The sequence below is a fragment of the Mesorhizobium sp. B2-1-3 genome (genome assembly GCF_006442495.1).
Lineage (GTDB): Bacteria > Pseudomonadota > Alphaproteobacteria > Rhizobiales > Rhizobiaceae > Mesorhizobium.
Genome location: NZ_VFWL01000010.1, coordinates 43,384 through 61,049, shown reverse-complemented (window position 1 = coordinate 61,049; position 17,666 = coordinate 43,384). Strand labels below are relative to the sequence as shown.

The following is a 17,666-nucleotide window of genomic DNA, read 5'->3' as shown; positions in this document are numbered from 1 at the left end:
GAAAACTATATGCCGTTGCCTTGGTTCACCGCGGCACCGTTGTGGCTGCCGTTGTTCAGCTCTTCGAGCCGTGCTTTCCGCTCGGCCAGCAGGCCGAGATACTGCATGGCGATCATCGAGCCGGCAATCGCCGTTATATCGGCGTGATCGTAGGCCGGCGCAACCTCCACGACATCGGCCCCGACAATATCGATCTGGTTGAGCTGGCGCAGCGTCGACAGGATCTTTGCAGAGGACGGCCCGCCGGCGACCGGCGTGCCGGTGCCGGGTGCATAGGCGGGATCAAGGCAGTCGATATCAAAGGTGAGATAGGTCTTCTTGCCGCCCGTCCTGTCGACGATGGCGTAGGCGATGTCGGATGCACGCATCTCCTCGATCTCGTGACCGTAGAGGATCTTGATGCCGAACGTGTCGGGCGCGTGGGTGCGGATGCCGATCTGGATCGAGCGGTCGGGATCGATAATGCCTTCCTTGACCGCGCGGCCGACGAAGGATCCATGGTCGATGCGTTTGCCGTCATCCTCCCAGGTATCCTGGTGCGCATCGAACTGCACCAGAGCGAGCGGGCCATGGATTGCGGCATGTGCCTTGAGCAGGGGCCAGGTGACGAAATGGTCGCCGCCCAGCGACAGCAGGAAGGCACCTGACTTCAGGATCTTGGCCGCCTCGCGTTCGATCGTCCCCGGCGTCTTCTGGTGGTTGCCGGTATCAAGCAGACAATCGCCATAGTCGACCACCGCGAGGTGCTCGAACAGATCGCGCGAAAAGGGATATTGCGGATCGTTGTCGAGGATTGCCGAGGCGCGGCGGATCGCCTGCGGCCCGAAACGCGCGCCGGGCCGATTGGTGACGGCGGCATCAAAAGGGATGCCCCAAACCACAGCGTCCGCGCCCTTCACATCCTTCGTGTATTTGCGTCGCATGAACGACAGCGCGCCGGCATAGGTCGGCTCCAGCGAAGCGCCCGTCTTCGAGCGGGCTGTGAAGGCATGGTCGATGTTCTTGTTCGCCATTACGGATCCTTGGTTTTCATCGGGGTGCAACAACTACAGAACCGGCACGCAACATGCCAGTCACAGCTTGGGGAAACGAAACGGCGCGGGCGCGGTGCCGCCGCGAGACAGGATTGTATCATCATGACACAGACCGCGTTTCTTGATTCTCCCCATGGCGCGGCGTCGATCCAGTCCGGCACGGTGGCGGGTGAGCGGTTCCTGGTTCTCGATTCGTGGCGCGGCATCTGCGCCCTGCTGGTTGCGCTGTTCCACTTCCCGACCGCTTCGACGATCTCGCAAAGCGCCTTTGTCGGTTCGTCCTATCTGTTTGTCGACTTCTTCTTCGTTCTCTCCGGTTTCGTCATCGCCAGCTCCTATGGCTGGCGGCTGAACCAGCCGCGGGAGGTCGCACGCTTTGCGGTGGTGCGCTTCGGCCGCATCTATCCGCTGCATTTTCTCATGCTCGCCGCCTTTGCCGGATTCGAGCTGCTGCGGCTGATGCTGCCGCAGGTGCATGGCGCCGGTGCCGCTCCCTTCACCGGCGGCTTCAGCCTCCAGAGCCTGCTTGCCAACCTGCTGCTGCTCCAGGGGGTCGGCTTCGAGGACCAATTGACTTGGAATGCGCCAAGCTGGAGCATTTCGGCGGAGTTCTTCGCCTACCTGTTGTTCGCGGGAGTGGTCTTCACCGCCGGGGCACGCGCCTGGGTGTGGTTCGTCGCCGCCGCCATCACCGCGCCGCTGTTTCTGCTTGGCTTCTCGACCCACCATATGGATGTGTCCTTCGATTTCGGCTTCATACGCTGCCTGTACGGCTTCTCGCTCGGCGCCTTGCTTGCCTGGTTCCAGCATGATTCCATTGCAGGCGCGCGACAGGCGCTTGCCCGGACCGGCCCGTTGCTGAGCTGGACCCTTGCCGAAATCGTCATGGCGGCTGTCATTGTGCTTTTCGTCGCACTGGCGGGCGACAATGATGCCGGGATCGCAGCACCGCTGGTGTTTGCACTGGCATTGTTTCTCTTTGCTCATGAGGGGGGCTGGATCAGTGTCTTTCTGAGAACCCCACTCATTCTGACGCTCGGCGCGCTGTCCTACTCGATCTACATGGTCCACATCTTCGTCCAGGCGCGCATGATCAATGTCGCCAGCCTGGTCGAGCGCAAGCTCGGCCTCGGTCTTGTCGGCGACATCGTCTTGCGCGGAGAGCCGGCGACCGGCTTCGGCGCCGGCTGGGCGGGGGACGTTGCGATCCTCGTCATGCTTCTTGTCACGATAGGTGTCTCCTGGATCACCTGGCGTTGTGTCGAGATGCCTGCGATGGCCTGGTTCCGCCGACTGTCGAAACGCATCTGAGGCGACATATCGCGGCAACCGCTAGCCGGCTTCGTTCACCTAGATGTCACGGGCATCGCCTATTCCCGGTTTGATCCGGAATGGAGCGATTCTCGATGCGGACCTTCTGGCCGAGCCTTCTGCTTTCCGTCACGCTGGCGGCTTCCGCCAGCCAGTCAATGGCGGGCGAAACCCGCGCCAGGCAGATCCTCGACCGCTTCGAACATGCCAACCATTGGCGCGACCACGTCATGGTGGCCGCGCATCGCGCCGGCAGCATGCAGACCGGCAAGAGGCTGTATGCGGAAAATTCGCTCGCCGCCGTCGAAGGCTCGATCGCGATTGGCGCCGAGATCGTCGAGGTCGACATCCGGCGCTCGAAGGACGGCGAGTTTGTCGTCATGCATGACAGCTGGCTTGATCGCACCACGACCTGCAAGGGTGAGGTGGTTAAGTACACGCTGGCCGAACTGGAGAGCTGCCGGCTGGTGATCGAAGGCACGGGCGCCGTCACCGACGAGACAGTCTCGACGCTGCGCGAGATGCTGCTGGCGACCCGGGACAAGATCCTCATCAATCTCGACAACAAGCTCGAGGTTGGGGACCTGGCGGGTATGGTCGCGGTGGCGCGAGATCTCGGCATGGCCGACCAGGTCATCGTCAAGGAAAACCTGTGGAGCCAGACCAGGATCGCTACGGTGAAGGCTGCCATGGAAGCGGTCGGCAGCGGCTTCCAGTTCATGCCGATCATCGCCGACGACGCAGTGCATGACGCCGGTTTCGTCGCGACGGTCGACCATGCTTTTGCGCCGCGCGCGATCGAGCTGATCAACTGGCGCGCCGGCGCGGAGACGTTGACCGAGACTGGCGGAGCGCTGTTCAGCACGCGCATGCGCGCGGCCGCGGTGAGGGGCGACTGGCACATCTGGGCCGACACCTACGCCATCGTCAACAAGCCCGGCGGCTTCCTTGCCGGCGGTCGGGGCGATGAACTGGCGGTTCAGGCCAGCCTGCCGCGTGAAGCCTGGGGCTTCTGGGCCGATCGCGGCGCCACAATCATCCAGACCGATGAGCCGAAGGCGGCGATAGGCTGGCTGGCAGCAAATGGGTTTCGCGTGCCCTATGCGGGGACGGGCGAACGCGTCGAACCTGCCGCGACCGCCAGCATCAATTGATTTGCCGCGGCTGAAGTTCCGGCCTGGTTGTCGCAGGCCGGCGCCTGCTGACGCAACGGTGTCAGGGGAAACCCGTTATCCATGGGCATGCCCGATACCATCGTTATCAAGCGCCCTGCCGCCTATGCCGCCACCGTTGCTGCGACCAGCCTCGGCTTCGTGGTCGTGCAGCTCGATGTCTCCATCGTCAACGTCGCGCTGAACAGGATCGGTACTGGGCTGTCGATGGGGGTCGGCGGCCTGCAATGGGTCGTCGACGCCTACACGCTTGCCTTCGCCTCGCTGCTGCTCGCCGGCGGCGCCCTCGGCGACAGGGTCGGCGCTCGCCGCGTTTTCGTTGGCGGCATGGCGCTGTTCAGCATTGCTTCGCTGGCTTGCGGCCTGGCTCAGAGTGCCTGGTTGCTAATTGCGGCGCGCGCTGCACAAGGCGCGGGTGCCGCCTTGCTGATGCCGTGTTCGCTGGCACTCCTCAATCGCGCCTACGCATCCGACAAGGCGCGCCGGGCACGCGCCGTTGGGCTGTGGACGGCGGCGGGCGGCATCGCGCTGTCGGCAGGGCCGGTGCTCGGCGGCTTCATGGTCGCGTCGCTTGGCTGGGCCAGCATCTTTCTGGTCAACCTGCCCATTGGCGCTCTCGCCATCTGGATGGCTTATCGGTTTCTGCAGGAAACGCCGCTCAAGGCCGAGCGGCCGCCGATCGACTGGGTGGGGCAGGGACTTGTCGTGCTGGCGCTGTTTTCGCTGACCGGCGCCTTTATCGAAACCGGTTCATCGGGCTGGACCTCGATGCCGGTCATCGGCGGACTGGTATTGGCGGCGGTGGCCGCAAGCCTGTTCCTGCTGGTCGAGAGCCGGACGAGGGCGCCGATGTTTCCGCTCGGTCTCTTTGCCAGCCGCGTGCCGGCTGTGACGAGCCTTGTCGGACTGGCCGTCAACCTGACGCTCTACGGCACGATCTTCATGCTCAGCCTGTATTTCCAGCAGGAAAGGCATTTTTCTCCCGAGATGACAGGGCTCGCCTTCCTGCCGTTCATGGCGGCGGTCACCCTGTCGAACATTGCCGCCGGGCGCATTGCCGCAAACCATGGCCCACGATTGCCTATGGCGGTTGGCCTGTTCGTCGGAGCAGCCGGTTTCGGACTGATGGCGCTGATCCAGGCCGATACATCCTACCTGTCGCTGCTGTGGCGCCTGCTGTTCCTGCCGGTCGGCATCGGCCTTGCCGTACCGGCCATGACCACCGCGCTCTTGTCTTCCGTTCCGGCGGAGATGTCGGGAACGGCATCGGGCGTGCTCAACACCGTGCGCCAGTCGGGTGGCGCGATCGGGGTGGCGCTGTTCGGGTCCGCCTTGGCGCTGGGCACGATCGATGGCATGCAATTGGCATTCCTGGCCTCGGCGCTCGCGGTGGCCGGCTCGGCACTTTGCGCGTTCCTGTTCATCCGCGACGCCGACCATTCCGCTCAATAGTGATGCGCAACGCAAAAAGGCCGCCCGGAGGCGGCCTTTCGATTGTGAAGCTGCCTGCGCCTAGCGCTTCGAGAACTGGAACGAACGACGGGCCTTCGCCTTGCCGTACTTCTTGCGCTCGACGACGCGGCTGTCGCGGGTCAGGAAGCCGCCCTTTTTGAGCACGGCACGCAGCGCCGGCTCATAATAGGTCAGCGCCTTGGAGATGCCGTGACGCACAGCGCCGGCCTGGCCCGAAAGGCCGCCGCCGATGACCGTGGCGACGATGTCGTACTGGCCCGAGCGGTTGGCGGCGATGATCGGCTGGTTGAGGATCATCTGTAGGACCGGACGCGCGAAATAGGTCGCGAATTCCTTGTCATTGACGACGATCTTGCCCGAACCTGGCTTCACCCAAACACGCGCGATGGCGTTCTTGCGCTTGCCGGTGGCATAGGCGCGGCCCGACTTGTCGAGCTTCTGGACATGGACGGGTGCCGCGGCCTGCGTATTGGTGTTGCCGGTAGCGGCGCCCAGTTCTGCGAGCGAGGAAAGCTCAGCCATCTTATGCGACCTTCTTGTTCTTGGAATTCAGCTTGGCCACGTCGAGCACTTCTGGCTGCTGGGCGACATGCGGATGCTCGGCACCTGCATAGACGCGCAGGTTCTTCATCTGGCGACGGCCGAGCGGGCCACGCGGCACCATGCGCTCGACGGCCTTCTCGACGACACGCTCGGGGAAACGGCCTTCAAGCAGTTGGCGCGCGGTGCGCTCCTTGATGCCGCCGGGGTGCCCGGTGTGCCAGTAATAGACCTTGTCGGTGAACTTCTTGCCGGTGAACACCACCTTGTCGGCATTGATGACGATGACATTGTCGCCGTCGTCGACATGCGGGGTGAAGGTCGGCTTGTGCTTGCCGCGAAGATGATTGGCGATAACGGTGGCGAGACGGCCGACGACGAGACCTTCGGCGTCGATCAGGATCCACTTTTTCACCACATCCGCAGGCTTCTGCGAAAAGGTTGTCATGTTTTCTGCTTTCGGTTCGGACCTTCCCCAATCCACAAACGATAAGGAAGGCGTTTCTTGTTGCTTGGATTGGCGAAAAGCGCTTGCCCGCCGCCAATAACAAAACGGCGGCCTTTGCGGGCCGCTGCTTCGTGAGGGCTTATAGGGGAGAAGGGTAGCCCTCGTCAAGCATCATTGGGAGTCAACGAAAACGAAAAACCGTTAAATTTCAATGGCTAAACTATGTGGTATTATTTTACAACACGGCCTACCGCCAAAACGGCTGGTATTTCGCTCACCGCCGGCCACTCGTCACTGCAAGCAGGAGTCTGATGCCAACGCCGACCATAATGGCTCCGGCTAGCCTTCCCTGCCACACGACGAAGCTGCTTCGGCGCGACAGCCAGCCGCCGACCGCGCCGGAGGTCAGCGCGATGGCGCCGAGGACAACCATTCCCATCATCTTCATAGTCGTGCCGAGAATGACGAACTGCAACGCCGCTGGACCGGCCCAAGGGTGAACGAATTGCGGCAGCATCGCTAACAGGAAGGCAAGCGTCGTCGGATTGGTGAGATTGCAGATCATGCCCTGCCGGAAAGCGGCAGCAGTGCCACCGGTGTTGGCAAAGGCAGAGGTACGACTTTCATCCTGCCGGCGCGCCAACAGGAATTTGACCCCGATGGCGATCAGATAGATGGCGCCGACGATTTGGAGAAAGCTGTAAAGAGGCGGCGAGGATGTGATCAGCGTGGCAAGTCCCATCGCAAGTAATGGAATTTGTACGACGCCGGCCGATACGCAGCCTGTCGCGGCCGCCAGCGCGTGGCGCCAGCCCTGTCCGACGCCGCGACTGATCACAAGCATCATATCGGGCCCGACGCCGGAAAGCTGGTAGGCAAGCACGGCGCCGAGAAAGGCAAGGTATGTGGTCAGATCGGGCATGCCGCAAAACGGACGTGTCGATCGGGAGTTCCGGCCAGGATGCCGGATCGGCCTTCTCCGTGTCAGCGTTTCGGCGGGATCGAATAGGTTCCAGTGGCGTGCGCCACTGTCTGCCCCTCCGGGCCAGCGACGATGTCGATGTCGAAGACCATCAGGTTCTTTCCGAGCTTCAGGATGCGGCAATGGCCATCGATCGGTCCTGCCTCGGCCTTGCGGACGAAATTGATGTTGAGATTGGTGGTGACCGAGAGCGCATCCGGCCCGGCATGGCTGAGCACGCAAACATAGCCGCCAATGTCGGCCAGCGTGAACAAGGCGGGGCCGGACACCGTACCGCCGGGACGCAAATGCCGTTCGCCGGCATTAAGCCGCACGGTGCAGCCGCCGGGGAACACGTCGGTTGCCTCAAAGGCCGCGCCCTTTTCGTTGAGCTGCGGAAACACGGTCTCCATCAGCGCATTGACCTGGGCTGCTGTCAGCACCGGCTCGAGCTTGGTCTGGGCGGGCATCTCGGTCCTCATTCTGCGCCAAGCCTGTATGGGCGAAGCGGCGCGTTTCTGGCAACACCTTCATCCTACTGGCGCAAGCGATACGGTGTTGATGAAACCCCAGCCGATATTAGATACCTTGCCAGCGGAACGGAATCGCGGAGACCTTAGCCATGGCCGAAATCCTTGCCATCAAGCCTGTCGCAGTTGAAGGGCCGGTTGCGGCTAGGCGCGACGAGGGCGTGCTGCGCCTGACGCTTGCCAATCCCCCCGCGAACGCGCTTTCCCTGGCGGCGATGACGGCGCTGACGGAGGAACTGGACCGTGCCAGGGCCGACAAGGCCGTTCGCGTCATAGTGCTGTCGGCGGCCGGGAAGGTATTCTGCGCCGGCCACGATCTCAAGGAGATGACAGCGCGCCGCGCCGACGCCGATCGCGGCAAGGCCTTCTTCGAAGAGACGTTTGCCGCCTGCGCTACGCTGATGCAGGCGATCGTGCGCCATCCCAAGCCGGTGATCGCCGAAGTCGATGGCCTGGCCACCGCCGCCGGCCTGCAGCTTGTCGCCAGTTGTGACCTCGCCATCGCCTCGCATGAGGCGACGTTCTGCACGCCGGGCGTCAATATCGGCCTGTTCTGCTCGACGCCGATGGTGGCGCTGTCTCGCAACGTCTCGCGCAAGCACGCCATGGAAATGCTCCTGACCGGCGAAACCATCGATGCCGCGACCGCCAAGGAGTTCGGCCTGGTCAACCGCATAGTGCCGCGCGAGTACCTGAATCAGATTGTCAACAAATACGCGCAAACCATTGCTTCAAAATCACCTTTGGTGCTGAAGACCGGCAAGGAAGCGTTTTATGCGCAGGCCGAGATGGGGCTGGCGGATGCCTATGCCTATACCGGCCGGGTCATGGTCGAGAACATGCTGGCGCGTGACGCCCAGGAGGGCATCGGCGCCTTCATCGGCAAACGCAAGCCGGAATGGATCGACGAATAGGGACGAAAGTCATGGAGCCGCGCATCTCCATCATCACCATCGCCACCGACGATCTCGATCGTGCGGTGCGCTTCTACGAGACGATGGGCCTGAAGCGTCATGCCGGCATCACCGATGGCGTCGCCTTCTTCCAGATGGGTGGTGTTATACTCGGCCTGTTCCCGCGCGTCAGCGCCGAGGAGGATTCCGGCATCACCTTCGCCAAGGCGCCTTCCGCCGTCTATCTCGCCTACAACACCCGCTCCGATGCCGAAGTCGACGCGGTGCTTGCGATGGCTGAAGAGGCCGGCGGCCGCATCGTCAAGCCGGCAGGCCGTGCCTTCTGGGGCGGCTGGTACGGCTATTTCGCCGATGCCGACGGACATGTCTGGGAAGTGGCGCACAACCCGGCCTTTCCGATCGCGGAAGACGGTACGATCTCGCTGCCCGATTGATGGCTCACCGCAGGCAGTTGACGCGGCTCAAGGCGCCCTATCTCAAGCGCATTCTGCTCGATTCCGAGCGGGTGACCAATTGGGAAAAATACCCGTGGAACCTGCCGCTGTTTCGCGGTCACGCCTTCGAACTCGAATTCACCACACCAATTACCATCATCGTCGGTGAGAACGGCACCGGCAAATCGACATTGCTCGAGGCGATCGGCGCGCTCGCCGGTTACGACGAAGCCGGAGGCGGCAAGGGCTACCGGCCTGTCGACCATTCCGGCGCCATCGACAGGAGTGGTGCCGCGCTGGCAGATACCTTCCGTGGCCATTGGTTGCCAAAAGTCACCGCCGGCTGGTTCTTTCGCGCCGAATCCTTCTACTCGGTGGCTCGCTATCTTGACCAGGTGGCCCTGGAAGATCCGTTCAAGCCACCTCCGCCCGACTTTCTGTCCTGGTCGCATGGCGAAGGGTTCATCCGCTTCTTCGAGGAACGTTGCCGCAGGCAAGGCATCTACATCCTCGACGAGCCCGAAAGTGCGCTGTCTCCATCGCGCCAGATCGAACTTCTCAAGATGCTGCGGCGCATGGATCGGTCGGGCACTGCGCAAGTGATCATGGCGACGCATTCGCCGCTGCTGATGGCCTGTCCAGGCGCGCGGCTGTTCCGCATCAGCCGGTTCGGGCTAGATTCGACCGATTTTCGTGATACGGACCACTTCCGCATGATGCGCGATTTCAGCAGTGATCCTGATGGCTTTCTCGCCGAGGCGTTGTATGAGGACGAGCCATGAATCACGATAGCTATGACAACGCCTACATCGCCGGCATCCTCAATTCGGTGAAGACCATCGCCATGGTCGGCGCGTCCGCCAACGACGTTCGTCCAAGCTATTTCGTGTTGAAATACCTGCTGGCCAAGGGGTTTGAGGTGTTCCCCATCAATCCGGGCCATGCTGGCAAGGAGATACTCGGCCGTACGGTCTATGGCAGCCTTGCCGAGATTGCGCAGCCCATCGACATGGTCGACATCTTTCGCGCCTCGGCGGCGGTGGCCGGCGTTGTCGACCAGGTACTGAAGCTCGATCCCCTGCCGAAAGTGATCTGGATGCAACTCGGCGTGCGCCACGACGAAGCCGCCGCACGCGCCGAAGCCGCCGGCGTTAAGGTGGTGATGAACCGCTGCCCCAAGATCGAATATGGCAAGCTGTCCGGCGAGATCGGCTGGACCGGGGTCAATTCCGGTGTGCTGTCGTCGAAGAAGCCGCTGATGCGGTCGGGATTCCAGAGTTTCGGCGTGCGGCAAAAATAGACAAGGGGAAGGCGCAAAATTATTCCGGCAGGAGCCGTATTTTCCTGCTGCCTGGTCGAAGATGACACGCCGAAGGGTATTTTCTTCTTTGCATTCGTGGTTGAGCTTGGCCAAGAATGGCCGGCGAATTTCAGAAGTTTTTTCGAGGGAGGTTTCAGTGACCCGCACGCCCGGTTTCAACACGCTCGCCGTCCATGCCGGCGCCAAGCCCGATCCGGCCACCGGCGCACGCGCCACGCCGATCTACCAGACGACCTCCTTTGTTTTCGACGACGCCGATCATGCTGCCTCGCTGTTCGGGCTGAAGGCCTTCGGCAACATCTACACCCGCATCATGAACCCGACGCAGGCGGTGCTCGAAGAACGCATAGCGGCGCTCGAGGGCGGCACGGCCGCCCTTGCGGTGGCGTCCGGCCACGCCGCCCAGGTAATCGTGTTCCACAATCTGTTGCAGCCGGGCGACAATTTCGTTGCCGCCAACAAGCTCTATGGCGGTTCGATCAACCAGTTCGGCCATGCCTTCAAGAACTTTGGCTGGGAGGTGCGCTGGGCCGAAGCGAACGATCCGTCAACCTTCGAGAGCCAGATCGATGACAAGACCAAGGCGATCTTCATCGAGAGCCTGGCCAATCCCGGCGGCACCTTCGTCGACATCGAGAAGATCGGCGACATCGCGCGTAAGCATGGCCTGCCGCTGATCGTCGACAACACCCTGGCCTCGCCCTACCTGATCCGGCCGATCGAGCACGGCGCCGACATTGTCGTCCATTCGCTGACCAAGTTCATTGGCGGTCACGGCAACTCGATCGGCGGCGCCATCGTCGATGGCGGCACGTTCGACTGGTCGAAATCAGGGAAGTACCCGATGCTGTCGGAACCGCGCCCCGAATATGGCGGCCTGGTGCTGCACGAAACCTTCGGCAATTTTGCCTTCGCCATCGCCGCGCGCGTGCTTGGCCTGCGCGATCTCGGCCCGGCGATTTCGCCGTTCAACGCCTTTCTCATTTTGACAGGCCTCGAAACCTTGCCGCTGCGCATGCAGCGCCATTGCGACAATGCGATCACCGTCGCGGGCTGGCTGTCCAACCATCCCAAGGTGGCCTGGGTCAACTATCCCGGCCTTCCCAGCGACAAGAACAACGCCCTGCAAAAGAAATACTCGCCGCAAGGCGCCGGCGCGGTCTTCACCTTCGGCCTCAAGGGCGGTTACGAGGCCGGCGTCAAATTCGTCGAAGCGTTGGAGTTGTTCTCGCACTTGGCCAATGTCGGTGACACCAAGTCGTTGGTCATCCATCCGGCGTCGACCACGCACCGACAGCTGTCCGACGAGCAGAAGGTCAAGGCGGGTGCGGGACCGGACACGGTGCGGCTGTCCGTCGGCATCGAGGACGTCACCGACATCGTCGCCGATCTCGAACAGGCACTCGCCAAAGTTTGATCTATCCTCCCCCTCGTGGGAGGGTCGGCGCAAAACGCCGGGGTAAGGCGAGCCGGCCCGAGGCCGGTTCTTCATGGAGGCAAATCCTGTCCGAGCATTACCTGACGATATCGACGGATTCTGTCGACGCCGAAGAAGGCGCGCCGGCGCCCGATCGCCTGATCTCGGGCGATCCGAAATTCCGCACCTGGAACGTCGAGGAGCGCGAAGGCGGCCTTTATGCCGGTATCTGGGAATCGACCCCGGGCAAGTGGCGCATCGTCTACGATGAATGGGAATTCTGTCACATCCTTTCCGGCGTTTCGGTGATCGAAGAGGAGGGTGGCGAAGCGCGCACCGTCAGGGCCGGCGACAGCTTCGTGCTGCGGCCTGGCTTCAAGGGAAGCTGGGAAGTGCTTGAAACCACCCGCAAGGAGTATGTGATCAGGCTGTGAGCTGCGCGCAGCTCACAGCTCAGGCCTGCGCTCCTTCAGAAGCCGACGGTGAGCGCTTCCAGCCCATGGAAATGATACGTGTCACGGAAGCTTGGGCTTTGGGCAAGACGGAGCTTTGGGTGCCGCTCGAACAAGGTTTTCAGCGACACCTGCAATTCGAGCCTGGCCAGGGGCGCGCCGATGCAGAAATGGATGCCGGCGCCGAACGACACGTTCTTCTGGTCGACACGACCCGGCCGGAAGGCCCGCGGCTCGGCAAAGGCATGAGGGTCATGGTTGGCCATGCCAAGCAGCAGACCGATCGTCTGGCCGGGCTGCACGACGATCCCGGGTGCGATTTCGATCTCCTGGTAGGCGTAGCGGGTGAACATGTGCAGCGGCGCGTCGAAGCGCAGGCATTCCTCGACAGCGGCCGCTGTTGCCTCGGCTGAGGTGAAGAAACGGCGCGGGTCGCCGCCTTGCGCCAAGATCGAGCGCACCGCATTGCCGGTCTGGTGCACAGTCGCTTCGTGGCCGGCATTGAGAAGCAGGATCGCGGAGGACACCATTTCGTCTTCCGACAATTTTTGGCCGCCCTCCTGCGCCGAGATCAGCAGCGACAGCAGGTCGTCGCCGGGATTTTTGCGCCGTTCGGCGATGGTGCCGCGCAGGAAATCGGCGAAATCCTGCGCCGCGCGATTGGCCGTCTCCTCGATCTCGCGAGTGCGGCCATGCACGTACATGGCGACCATTCGATGTGACCAGTCGAGCAGTTGCGGTCCCATTTCGATCGGCACGCCGAGCATCTCGGCGATGATGGTGATGGGCAGGGGAGAAGCGAAGGCGGGCAGCAGGTCGACTTGCTTGCCCGGCTCGAAACGATCGATCAGTTCGTTGGCGAGTGCCTCCACACGCGGCCGCAGCCGCTCGACCTGGCGCGAGACGAAGGCGCGGTTGACCAGTGTTCGAAGCCGCGTGTGCACCGGCGGCTCCAGTTCCAGCATGGAATTGGCTTCGATGCCGTCGAATGCCTTGAGATGTGTTCTATCCCGGCCGATGCCACGACTGTCGGGAATGCCCGCCGGGTTCTGGCGGCCGAAGCGGCGGTCGCGCAACAGCTTGTTGACGTCGTCGAAGCCGCCAAAGCACCAGAATCCGAATTCTTCCCAGAAAAAGGCATTCGATGCATCGTGCAGGAACGAATAGGCCTCGTACGGATCCTGGAAGAAAGCGCGCTCGTGCGGGTCAAGCCTCAGGTGACGGGTCGCTGGATCAAAGGCGAGGTAGGATGGCGTCGATTTGGTCATGCCAGACCAATAGCGCGGCTTGCCAGCCTGGTTCCAGACCGTATGTTGGCGCCCGCAATCCAATGCGTTGAGCCAGCCGCAACGGCTGCGGAAAGTCTGATTTGATGAATGTGATCGTTGTCGGCGCGGGCATCGCCGGTCTCTCCACCGCATGGTCGCTGGTCAAGGCCGGCCATAGCGTTTCCATCGTCGAGCAGGGGCCGATCCCCAATCCGTTGGCGGCATCCGGCGACCATCACCGCATCATTCGCCGTGCCTACCGGGCCGGGACCGGCTACGGCCGGCTGATCGGCGAGGCCTATGAAGCCTGGGACGAGATGTGGGCCGACCTCGGCGAGAACCATCTCGATTCCAGGGGCTTCCTCTGCGTCTCGCGCGAGCCGGGCGACGAAGCCGAGGAATACCGGGAAGGGCTGGAGGAGGGAAACTATCCGTTCGACCTGCTGGAACCTGATGCCGCGGTCGAACGCTGGCCTTTCCTGGAGCCGGGCTCGTTCCGCTACGCCTATTTTTCGCCGGAAGGCGGCGCGCTGCATTGCCGCAAGATCGCGTCCGGCCTGGCCAAGTGGCTGCGCGCCAACGGCGCCAACGTCTACGAGAACAGCAAGGTGACGGCAGTTGACGCCGAGGCAGGGCATATCGTGCTCGCGTCCGGCGAGACGATGCAGGCCGACCGCATCGTCGTCGCTGCGGGCGCCTGGGTGCTGAAACTGTTCCCCGAACTCGGCGGCGAACTGAAGACGTACCGAACCGCGCTCGCCTATGTCGAACCGCCGGCGGACCTCAAGGCCGTCTGGGAAGTTGCGCCCGTGGTCCTCGATGTAGGTGGCAAGACCGACGGTTACATGATCCCGCTGACCCGAGGTGCCGGCATGAAGTTCGGTTCAGGCCTGCACAGGGTGCCGACCAGCGACGCCGACTGGAACCGGCAGCCGGTGCCGGGCGAGGGCGAGGCGATTCGCAACCTGTTTTCGCCGCCGATCGCCCGCATCGAGGAGTATGAGGTGACCGAAGTGGTCACCTGCGCCTATACATTCACGGACGATGAGAAATTCCTGGCGCATGAGACGGGCAAATGCCTGATCGTCTCGGCCTGCTCGGGCCATGGCTACAAGTTCGGCGCGGCGGTCGGCCGGCGCGTGGCGGCGGCTGTCGATGATGGCGATATTGCCGGCCTGAAACGTTGGTTGCGAGCCGAAATCGCCTGAATTCAGTCCTGGCAATGCCTGGGAATATGCACGCGCCGCCAGCCGGATGAGCCTTCGCGCACCAGCACGCGCCGCGCGACGGTCTGGTAGGCGGCGGGAATGCCGATGACGCGCCGCTGCTCCGGTCGCACCAGCACCTCCTCGGCGATCCTGTCATATTGCGCCGGGATGACGGTGCGCCTCGTGCGCTCCGGCCGGATCACCACCGTTTCGGCGACGCGTTCATAGCGCGCCTTGTGCCGTACCTTGCACAGCACCTTGCGGCCGTGGATGACGCGCCATTCCCAGGAATAGCCGCCATCGTCGACCTTGACTGTGTGGTAGACGGTGCGGGTGATTGCGGGCACCACCTCATAGGTCACCTGTGCCGGAACCGTCATCACCACGCGCTCGCGCGTGCCGTAGATCGGCGCTTCATAATCGACCTGCTGGCTGGGCGGACTGATCATCACGTCCTCGTACACGGTGTCATAGACATCAGGCGTTTGGACCGGCTCATAGCATTCGACGGCGCGGCCGCCGGCCGCCGTCTGCGAAATCGAGCCGAGCATGGTCAGCCCGGCCATGGCGAAGCATGCGGTTTTCCTGGACATAACGTTCCCCCTGTTGAACCGTGGACACAAGTTCAACGTTGAATTGTAGGGGAAGCGGTCCGCGAGAAAAGCAGTTTCGGCGCATTTCGTTAAGTGATGCGGTTAAGAAACTGCTACCTGTCTTCGGCCGCAGGTGCCGTCGCGAGCCGGCGGAAGCGCCCGCCGCTGCGAATCTCGCCTGGAAAGCTTGATTCGACTTACCCAGATGGCTAGGAGGGGTCGGCCTTGCACAAGGATGAGCCGGCATCCTATTTACACAATAACGATCCAGAACCGATTCTGCCCGAGTTGCCAGCATGTCCGGCGCCGGAATCCCACCGCGAGACAAGAGATAACGAATGAAGAACCCCGTCGAAACCTACATGAACCTCGTTCCGATGGTGGTCGAACAGACCAATCGCGGCGAGCGGGCCTACGACATTTTCTCGCGCCTCCTCAAGGAGCGCATCATTTTCATCACCGGTCCGGTCGAGGACGGCATGGCGACGCTGGTCTGCGCGCAGCTTCTGTTCCTGGAAGCCGAGAATCCGAAGAAGGAAATCAACCTCTACATCAATTCGCCCGGTGGCGTCGTCACCTCGGGCATGGCCATCTACGACACCATGCAATTCATCAAGCCGGCCGTGTCGACGCTGTGCATCGGCCAGGCGGCCTCCATGGGCTCGCTGCTCCTGACCGCCGGCCACAAGGACATGCGCTTCGCCACGCCGAACGCCCGCATCATGGTTCACCAGCCGTCCGGCGGCTTCCAGGGCCAGGCGTCCGACATCGAGCGTCATGCCCAGGACATCATTAAACTGAAGCGCCGCCTCAACGAGGTGTACGTCAAGCACACCGGCAAGAGCTACGACGAGATTGAAAAGACGCTCGACCGTGACCATTTCATGACCGCGGACGAGGCCAAGGACTTCGGCCTGATCGACAAGGTCATTTCGTCGCGCGAAGCGGCCGAAGGGGCGCTGGCATAACGGCATATTGGCAGTTGGATGGCGGCATCACGCGCTTTTGGCGCGTCTTGCGGCATTTCGGCCACAATTGGCTGTTCCCTCGACGATCGGGATTGCCTACGTTAAGGCTATGTTGATTTTCGACGGCTTAGCTTTGTGTGGGGTTGCTGCGAATCATTGCCACGTTTTCTGATTTGTGTTTCGTACGGAATACGTTGCGGGAGCCGGGATACTGGCGGCGGCGGATTCCCGCGATAAATAGAGTATGCGCCCTTTCAGCCAGACCATCGGCGGGCGGCCATGAAAGGACATGAAAATGAGCAAAGTCGGCAACAACAGCGGCGATTCCAAGAACACGCTTTATTGCTCGTTTTGCGGCAAAAGCCAGCATGAGGTGCGCAAGCTGATCGCCGGCCCGACGGTCTTCATCTGCGACGAATGCGTCGAGCTGTGCATGGACATCATCCGCGAGGAGAACAAGACCTCGATGGTGAAGTCGCGCGAGGGTGTGCCGACCCCGCAGGAGATCCTCAAGGTTCTCGACGACTACGTTATCGGCCAGCCCTACGCCAAGCGCGTGCTCTCGGTGGCCGTCCACAATCACTACAAGCGCCTCGCCCATGCCGGCAAGAACAACGATGTCGAACTGGCCAAGTCCAACATCCTGTTGATCGGCCCGACCGGTTGCGGCAAGACGCTGCTGGCGCAGACGCTCGCCCGCATCATCGACGTGCCCTTCACCATGGCCGATGCCACGACGCTGACCGAGGCCGGCTATGTCGGCGAGGACGTCGAGAACATCATCCTGAAGCTGTTGCAGTCGGCCGACTACAATGTCGAACGCGCCCAGCGCGGCATCGTCTACATCGACGAGATCGACAAGATCTCGCGCAAGTCCGATAACCCCTCCATCACCCGCGACGTGTCGGGCGAGGGCGTGCAGCAGGCGCTGTTGAAGATCATGGAAGGCACTGTCGCCTCGGTACCGCCACAGGGCGGCAGGAAACATCCACAACAGGAGTTCCTGCAGGTCGACACCGCCAACATCCTGTTTATCTGCGGCGGCGCCTTCGCCGGGTTGGACAAAATCATATCGGATCGTGGCCGCAAGACCTCGATCGGCTTCGGCGCCACCGTGGCATCGCCCGAGGATCGCCGCACCGGCGATGTCTTCCGCCTTGTGGAGCCAGAGGATCTCTTGAAGTTCGGCCTCATTCCCGAGTTTGTCGGCCGTCTGCCGGTCCTGGCGACGCTGGAAGACCTCGACGAGCCGGCGCTGATCCAGATCCTGACCGAACCGAAGAACGCACTGGTCAAGCAATACCAGCGGCTGTTCGAGATGGAGAATGTCGACCTGACCTTCCACGAGAACGCATTGTCTGCGATCGCCAAGCGCGCCATCGAGCGCAAGACCGGCGCGCGTGGCCTGCGCTCCATCATGGAAGCGATCCTGCTCGACACCATGTTCGAACTGCCGGCGCTCGAAGGCGTGCGCGAAGTGGTGATTTCGGAAGAAGTGGTGACCGGCAGTGCCCGGCCGCTCTACATCTATTCCGAACAGAAGGAAAAGAAGGGCAATGTCAGCGCCTGACATGCCACTTGAACCCATATTTTTGTGGAACGGCGCCCTCGGGGCGCCGTTT

The 17,666-nt window shown here is 62.3% G+C and carries 19 protein-coding genes; 12 read left to right on the top strand and 7 right to left on the bottom strand.

Annotation, left to right across the window (positions count from 1 at the left end; translation table 11 throughout):
• Positions 1-5 precede the first annotated feature (5 nt).
• Positions 6-1,013: an agmatinase gene (gene speB, locus FJ973_RS17735; protein ID WP_140493966.1), complete on the bottom strand. Its 1,008-nt coding sequence runs from the start codon at positions 1,011-1,013 to the stop codon at positions 6-8.
• A 123-nt stretch (positions 1,014-1,136) separates the two neighbouring features.
• Here speB and FJ973_RS17730 point away from each other — a divergent pair, with 123 nt between their 5' ends.
• The 3 genes from FJ973_RS17730 (at position 1,137) to FJ973_RS17720 (ending at position 4,969) form a co-directional block, all read left to right on the top strand.
• A complete protein-coding gene (locus tag FJ973_RS17730; RefSeq protein WP_140556974.1) occupies positions 1,137-2,345 on the top strand; it encodes an acyltransferase in 1,209 nt (402 codons plus the stop codon).
• Between the two features lie 95 nt (positions 2,346-2,440).
• Positions 2,441-3,499: a glycerophosphodiester phosphodiesterase family protein gene (locus FJ973_RS17725; protein ID WP_140556972.1), complete on the top strand. Its 1,059-nt coding sequence runs from the start codon at positions 2,441-2,443 to the stop codon at positions 3,497-3,499.
• 81 nt (positions 3,500-3,580) lie between these two features.
• A complete protein-coding gene (locus FJ973_RS17720; protein ID WP_246675026.1) occupies positions 3,581-4,969 on the top strand; it encodes an MFS transporter in 1,389 nt (462 codons plus the stop codon).
• A 60-nt stretch (positions 4,970-5,029) separates the two neighbouring features.
• Here the strand turns inward: FJ973_RS17720 and rpsI are convergent, their stop codons facing one another.
• The 4 genes from rpsI to FJ973_RS17700 form a co-directional block, all read right to left on the bottom strand.
• Positions 5,030-5,512 (bottom strand): 30S ribosomal protein S9, encoded by a 483-nt coding sequence (rpsI, locus tag FJ973_RS17715; protein ID WP_140493960.1) that lies wholly within the window; start codon positions 5,510-5,512, stop codon positions 5,030-5,032.
• A gap of 1 nt (position 5,513) precedes the next feature.
• Positions 5,514-5,978: a 50S ribosomal protein L13 gene (rplM, locus tag FJ973_RS17710; protein ID WP_010915638.1), complete on the bottom strand. Its 465-nt coding sequence runs from the start codon at positions 5,976-5,978 to the stop codon at positions 5,514-5,516.
• 274 nt (positions 5,979-6,252) lie between these two features.
• Entirely contained in the window at positions 6,253-6,900 is a 648-nt protein-coding gene (locus tag FJ973_RS17705; RefSeq protein ID WP_140556970.1) for a LysE family translocator, read from the bottom strand.
• A 62-nt stretch (positions 6,901-6,962) separates the two neighbouring features.
• Positions 6,963-7,409, bottom strand: a complete 447-nt coding sequence (locus FJ973_RS17700) for a PaaI family thioesterase (protein WP_140493956.1) — start codon at positions 7,407-7,409, stop codon at positions 6,963-6,965.
• Positions 7,410-7,561: 152 nt separating this feature from the next.
• Between FJ973_RS17700 and FJ973_RS17695 the strand changes: the two genes are divergently transcribed.
• The 6 genes from FJ973_RS17695 to FJ973_RS17670 all read left to right on the top strand — a co-directional run bounded on the left by FJ973_RS17695 (position 7,562) and on the right by FJ973_RS17670 (position 11,989).
• Positions 7,562-8,383 carry an enoyl-CoA hydratase gene (locus tag FJ973_RS17695; protein ID WP_140556969.1) on the top strand — a complete coding sequence of 274 codons (822 nt, stop codon included), beginning with the start codon at positions 7,562-7,564 and terminating at the stop codon, positions 8,381-8,383.
• 11 nt (positions 8,384-8,394) lie between these two features.
• Entirely contained in the window at positions 8,395-8,817 is a 423-nt protein-coding gene (locus tag FJ973_RS17690) for a VOC family protein (protein WP_140521831.1), read from the top strand.
• Positions 8,817-9,599, top strand: a complete 783-nt coding sequence (locus FJ973_RS17685; RefSeq protein ID WP_140556967.1) for an AAA family ATPase — start codon at positions 8,817-8,819, stop codon at positions 9,597-9,599. The genes FJ973_RS17690 and FJ973_RS17685 overlap by 1 nt, the downstream gene beginning before the upstream one ends.
• Complete coding sequence (locus FJ973_RS17680; RefSeq protein ID WP_140521835.1) at positions 9,596-10,117, top strand: CoA-binding protein; 522 nt, start codon at positions 9,596-9,598, stop codon at positions 10,115-10,117. The genes FJ973_RS17685 and FJ973_RS17680 overlap by 4 nt, the downstream gene beginning before the upstream one ends.
• Before the next feature lie 157 nt (positions 10,118-10,274).
• Entirely contained in the window at positions 10,275-11,555 is a 1,281-nt protein-coding gene (locus FJ973_RS17675; RefSeq protein ID WP_140556966.1) for an O-acetylhomoserine aminocarboxypropyltransferase, read from the top strand.
• 83 nt (positions 11,556-11,638) lie between these two features.
• Entirely contained in the window at positions 11,639-11,989 is a 351-nt protein-coding gene (locus tag FJ973_RS17670) for a cupin domain-containing protein (protein ID WP_181165167.1), read from the top strand.
• A 35-nt stretch (positions 11,990-12,024) separates the two neighbouring features.
• On the opposite strand, the gene FJ973_RS17665 is transcribed toward FJ973_RS17670, so the two are convergent.
• Positions 12,025-13,275: a cytochrome P450 gene (locus FJ973_RS17665; protein ID WP_140556964.1), complete on the bottom strand. Its 1,251-nt coding sequence runs from the start codon at positions 13,273-13,275 to the stop codon at positions 12,025-12,027.
• A 104-nt stretch (positions 13,276-13,379) separates the two neighbouring features.
• On the opposite strand from FJ973_RS17665, the gene FJ973_RS17660 reads away from it, so the two are divergent.
• Positions 13,380-14,483, top strand: a complete 1,104-nt coding sequence (locus FJ973_RS17660) for an FAD-dependent oxidoreductase (RefSeq protein WP_140556962.1) — start codon at positions 13,380-13,382, stop codon at positions 14,481-14,483.
• A 2-nt stretch (positions 14,484-14,485) separates the two neighbouring features.
• On the opposite strand, the gene FJ973_RS17655 is transcribed toward FJ973_RS17660, so the two are convergent.
• On the bottom strand, positions 14,486-15,076 hold the full coding sequence (locus FJ973_RS17655) for a hypothetical protein (RefSeq protein WP_140556961.1): 591 nt from the start codon (positions 15,074-15,076) through the stop codon (positions 14,486-14,488).
• Between the two features lie 338 nt (positions 15,077-15,414).
• Between FJ973_RS17655 and clpP the strand changes: the two genes are divergently transcribed.
• Positions 15,415-16,044 (top strand): ATP-dependent Clp endopeptidase proteolytic subunit ClpP, encoded by a 630-nt coding sequence (gene clpP / locus FJ973_RS17650; RefSeq protein WP_027028064.1) that lies wholly within the window; start codon positions 15,415-15,417, stop codon positions 16,042-16,044.
• Positions 16,045-16,339: 295 nt separating this feature from the next.
• The gene (gene clpX, locus FJ973_RS17645; RefSeq protein ID WP_140493939.1) at positions 16,340-17,614 is read left to right on the top strand and encodes an ATP-dependent Clp protease ATP-binding subunit ClpX; all 1,275 of its coding nucleotides are present in this window, start codon (positions 16,340-16,342) and stop codon (positions 17,612-17,614) included.
• Positions 17,615-17,666: the final 52 nt, after the last annotated feature.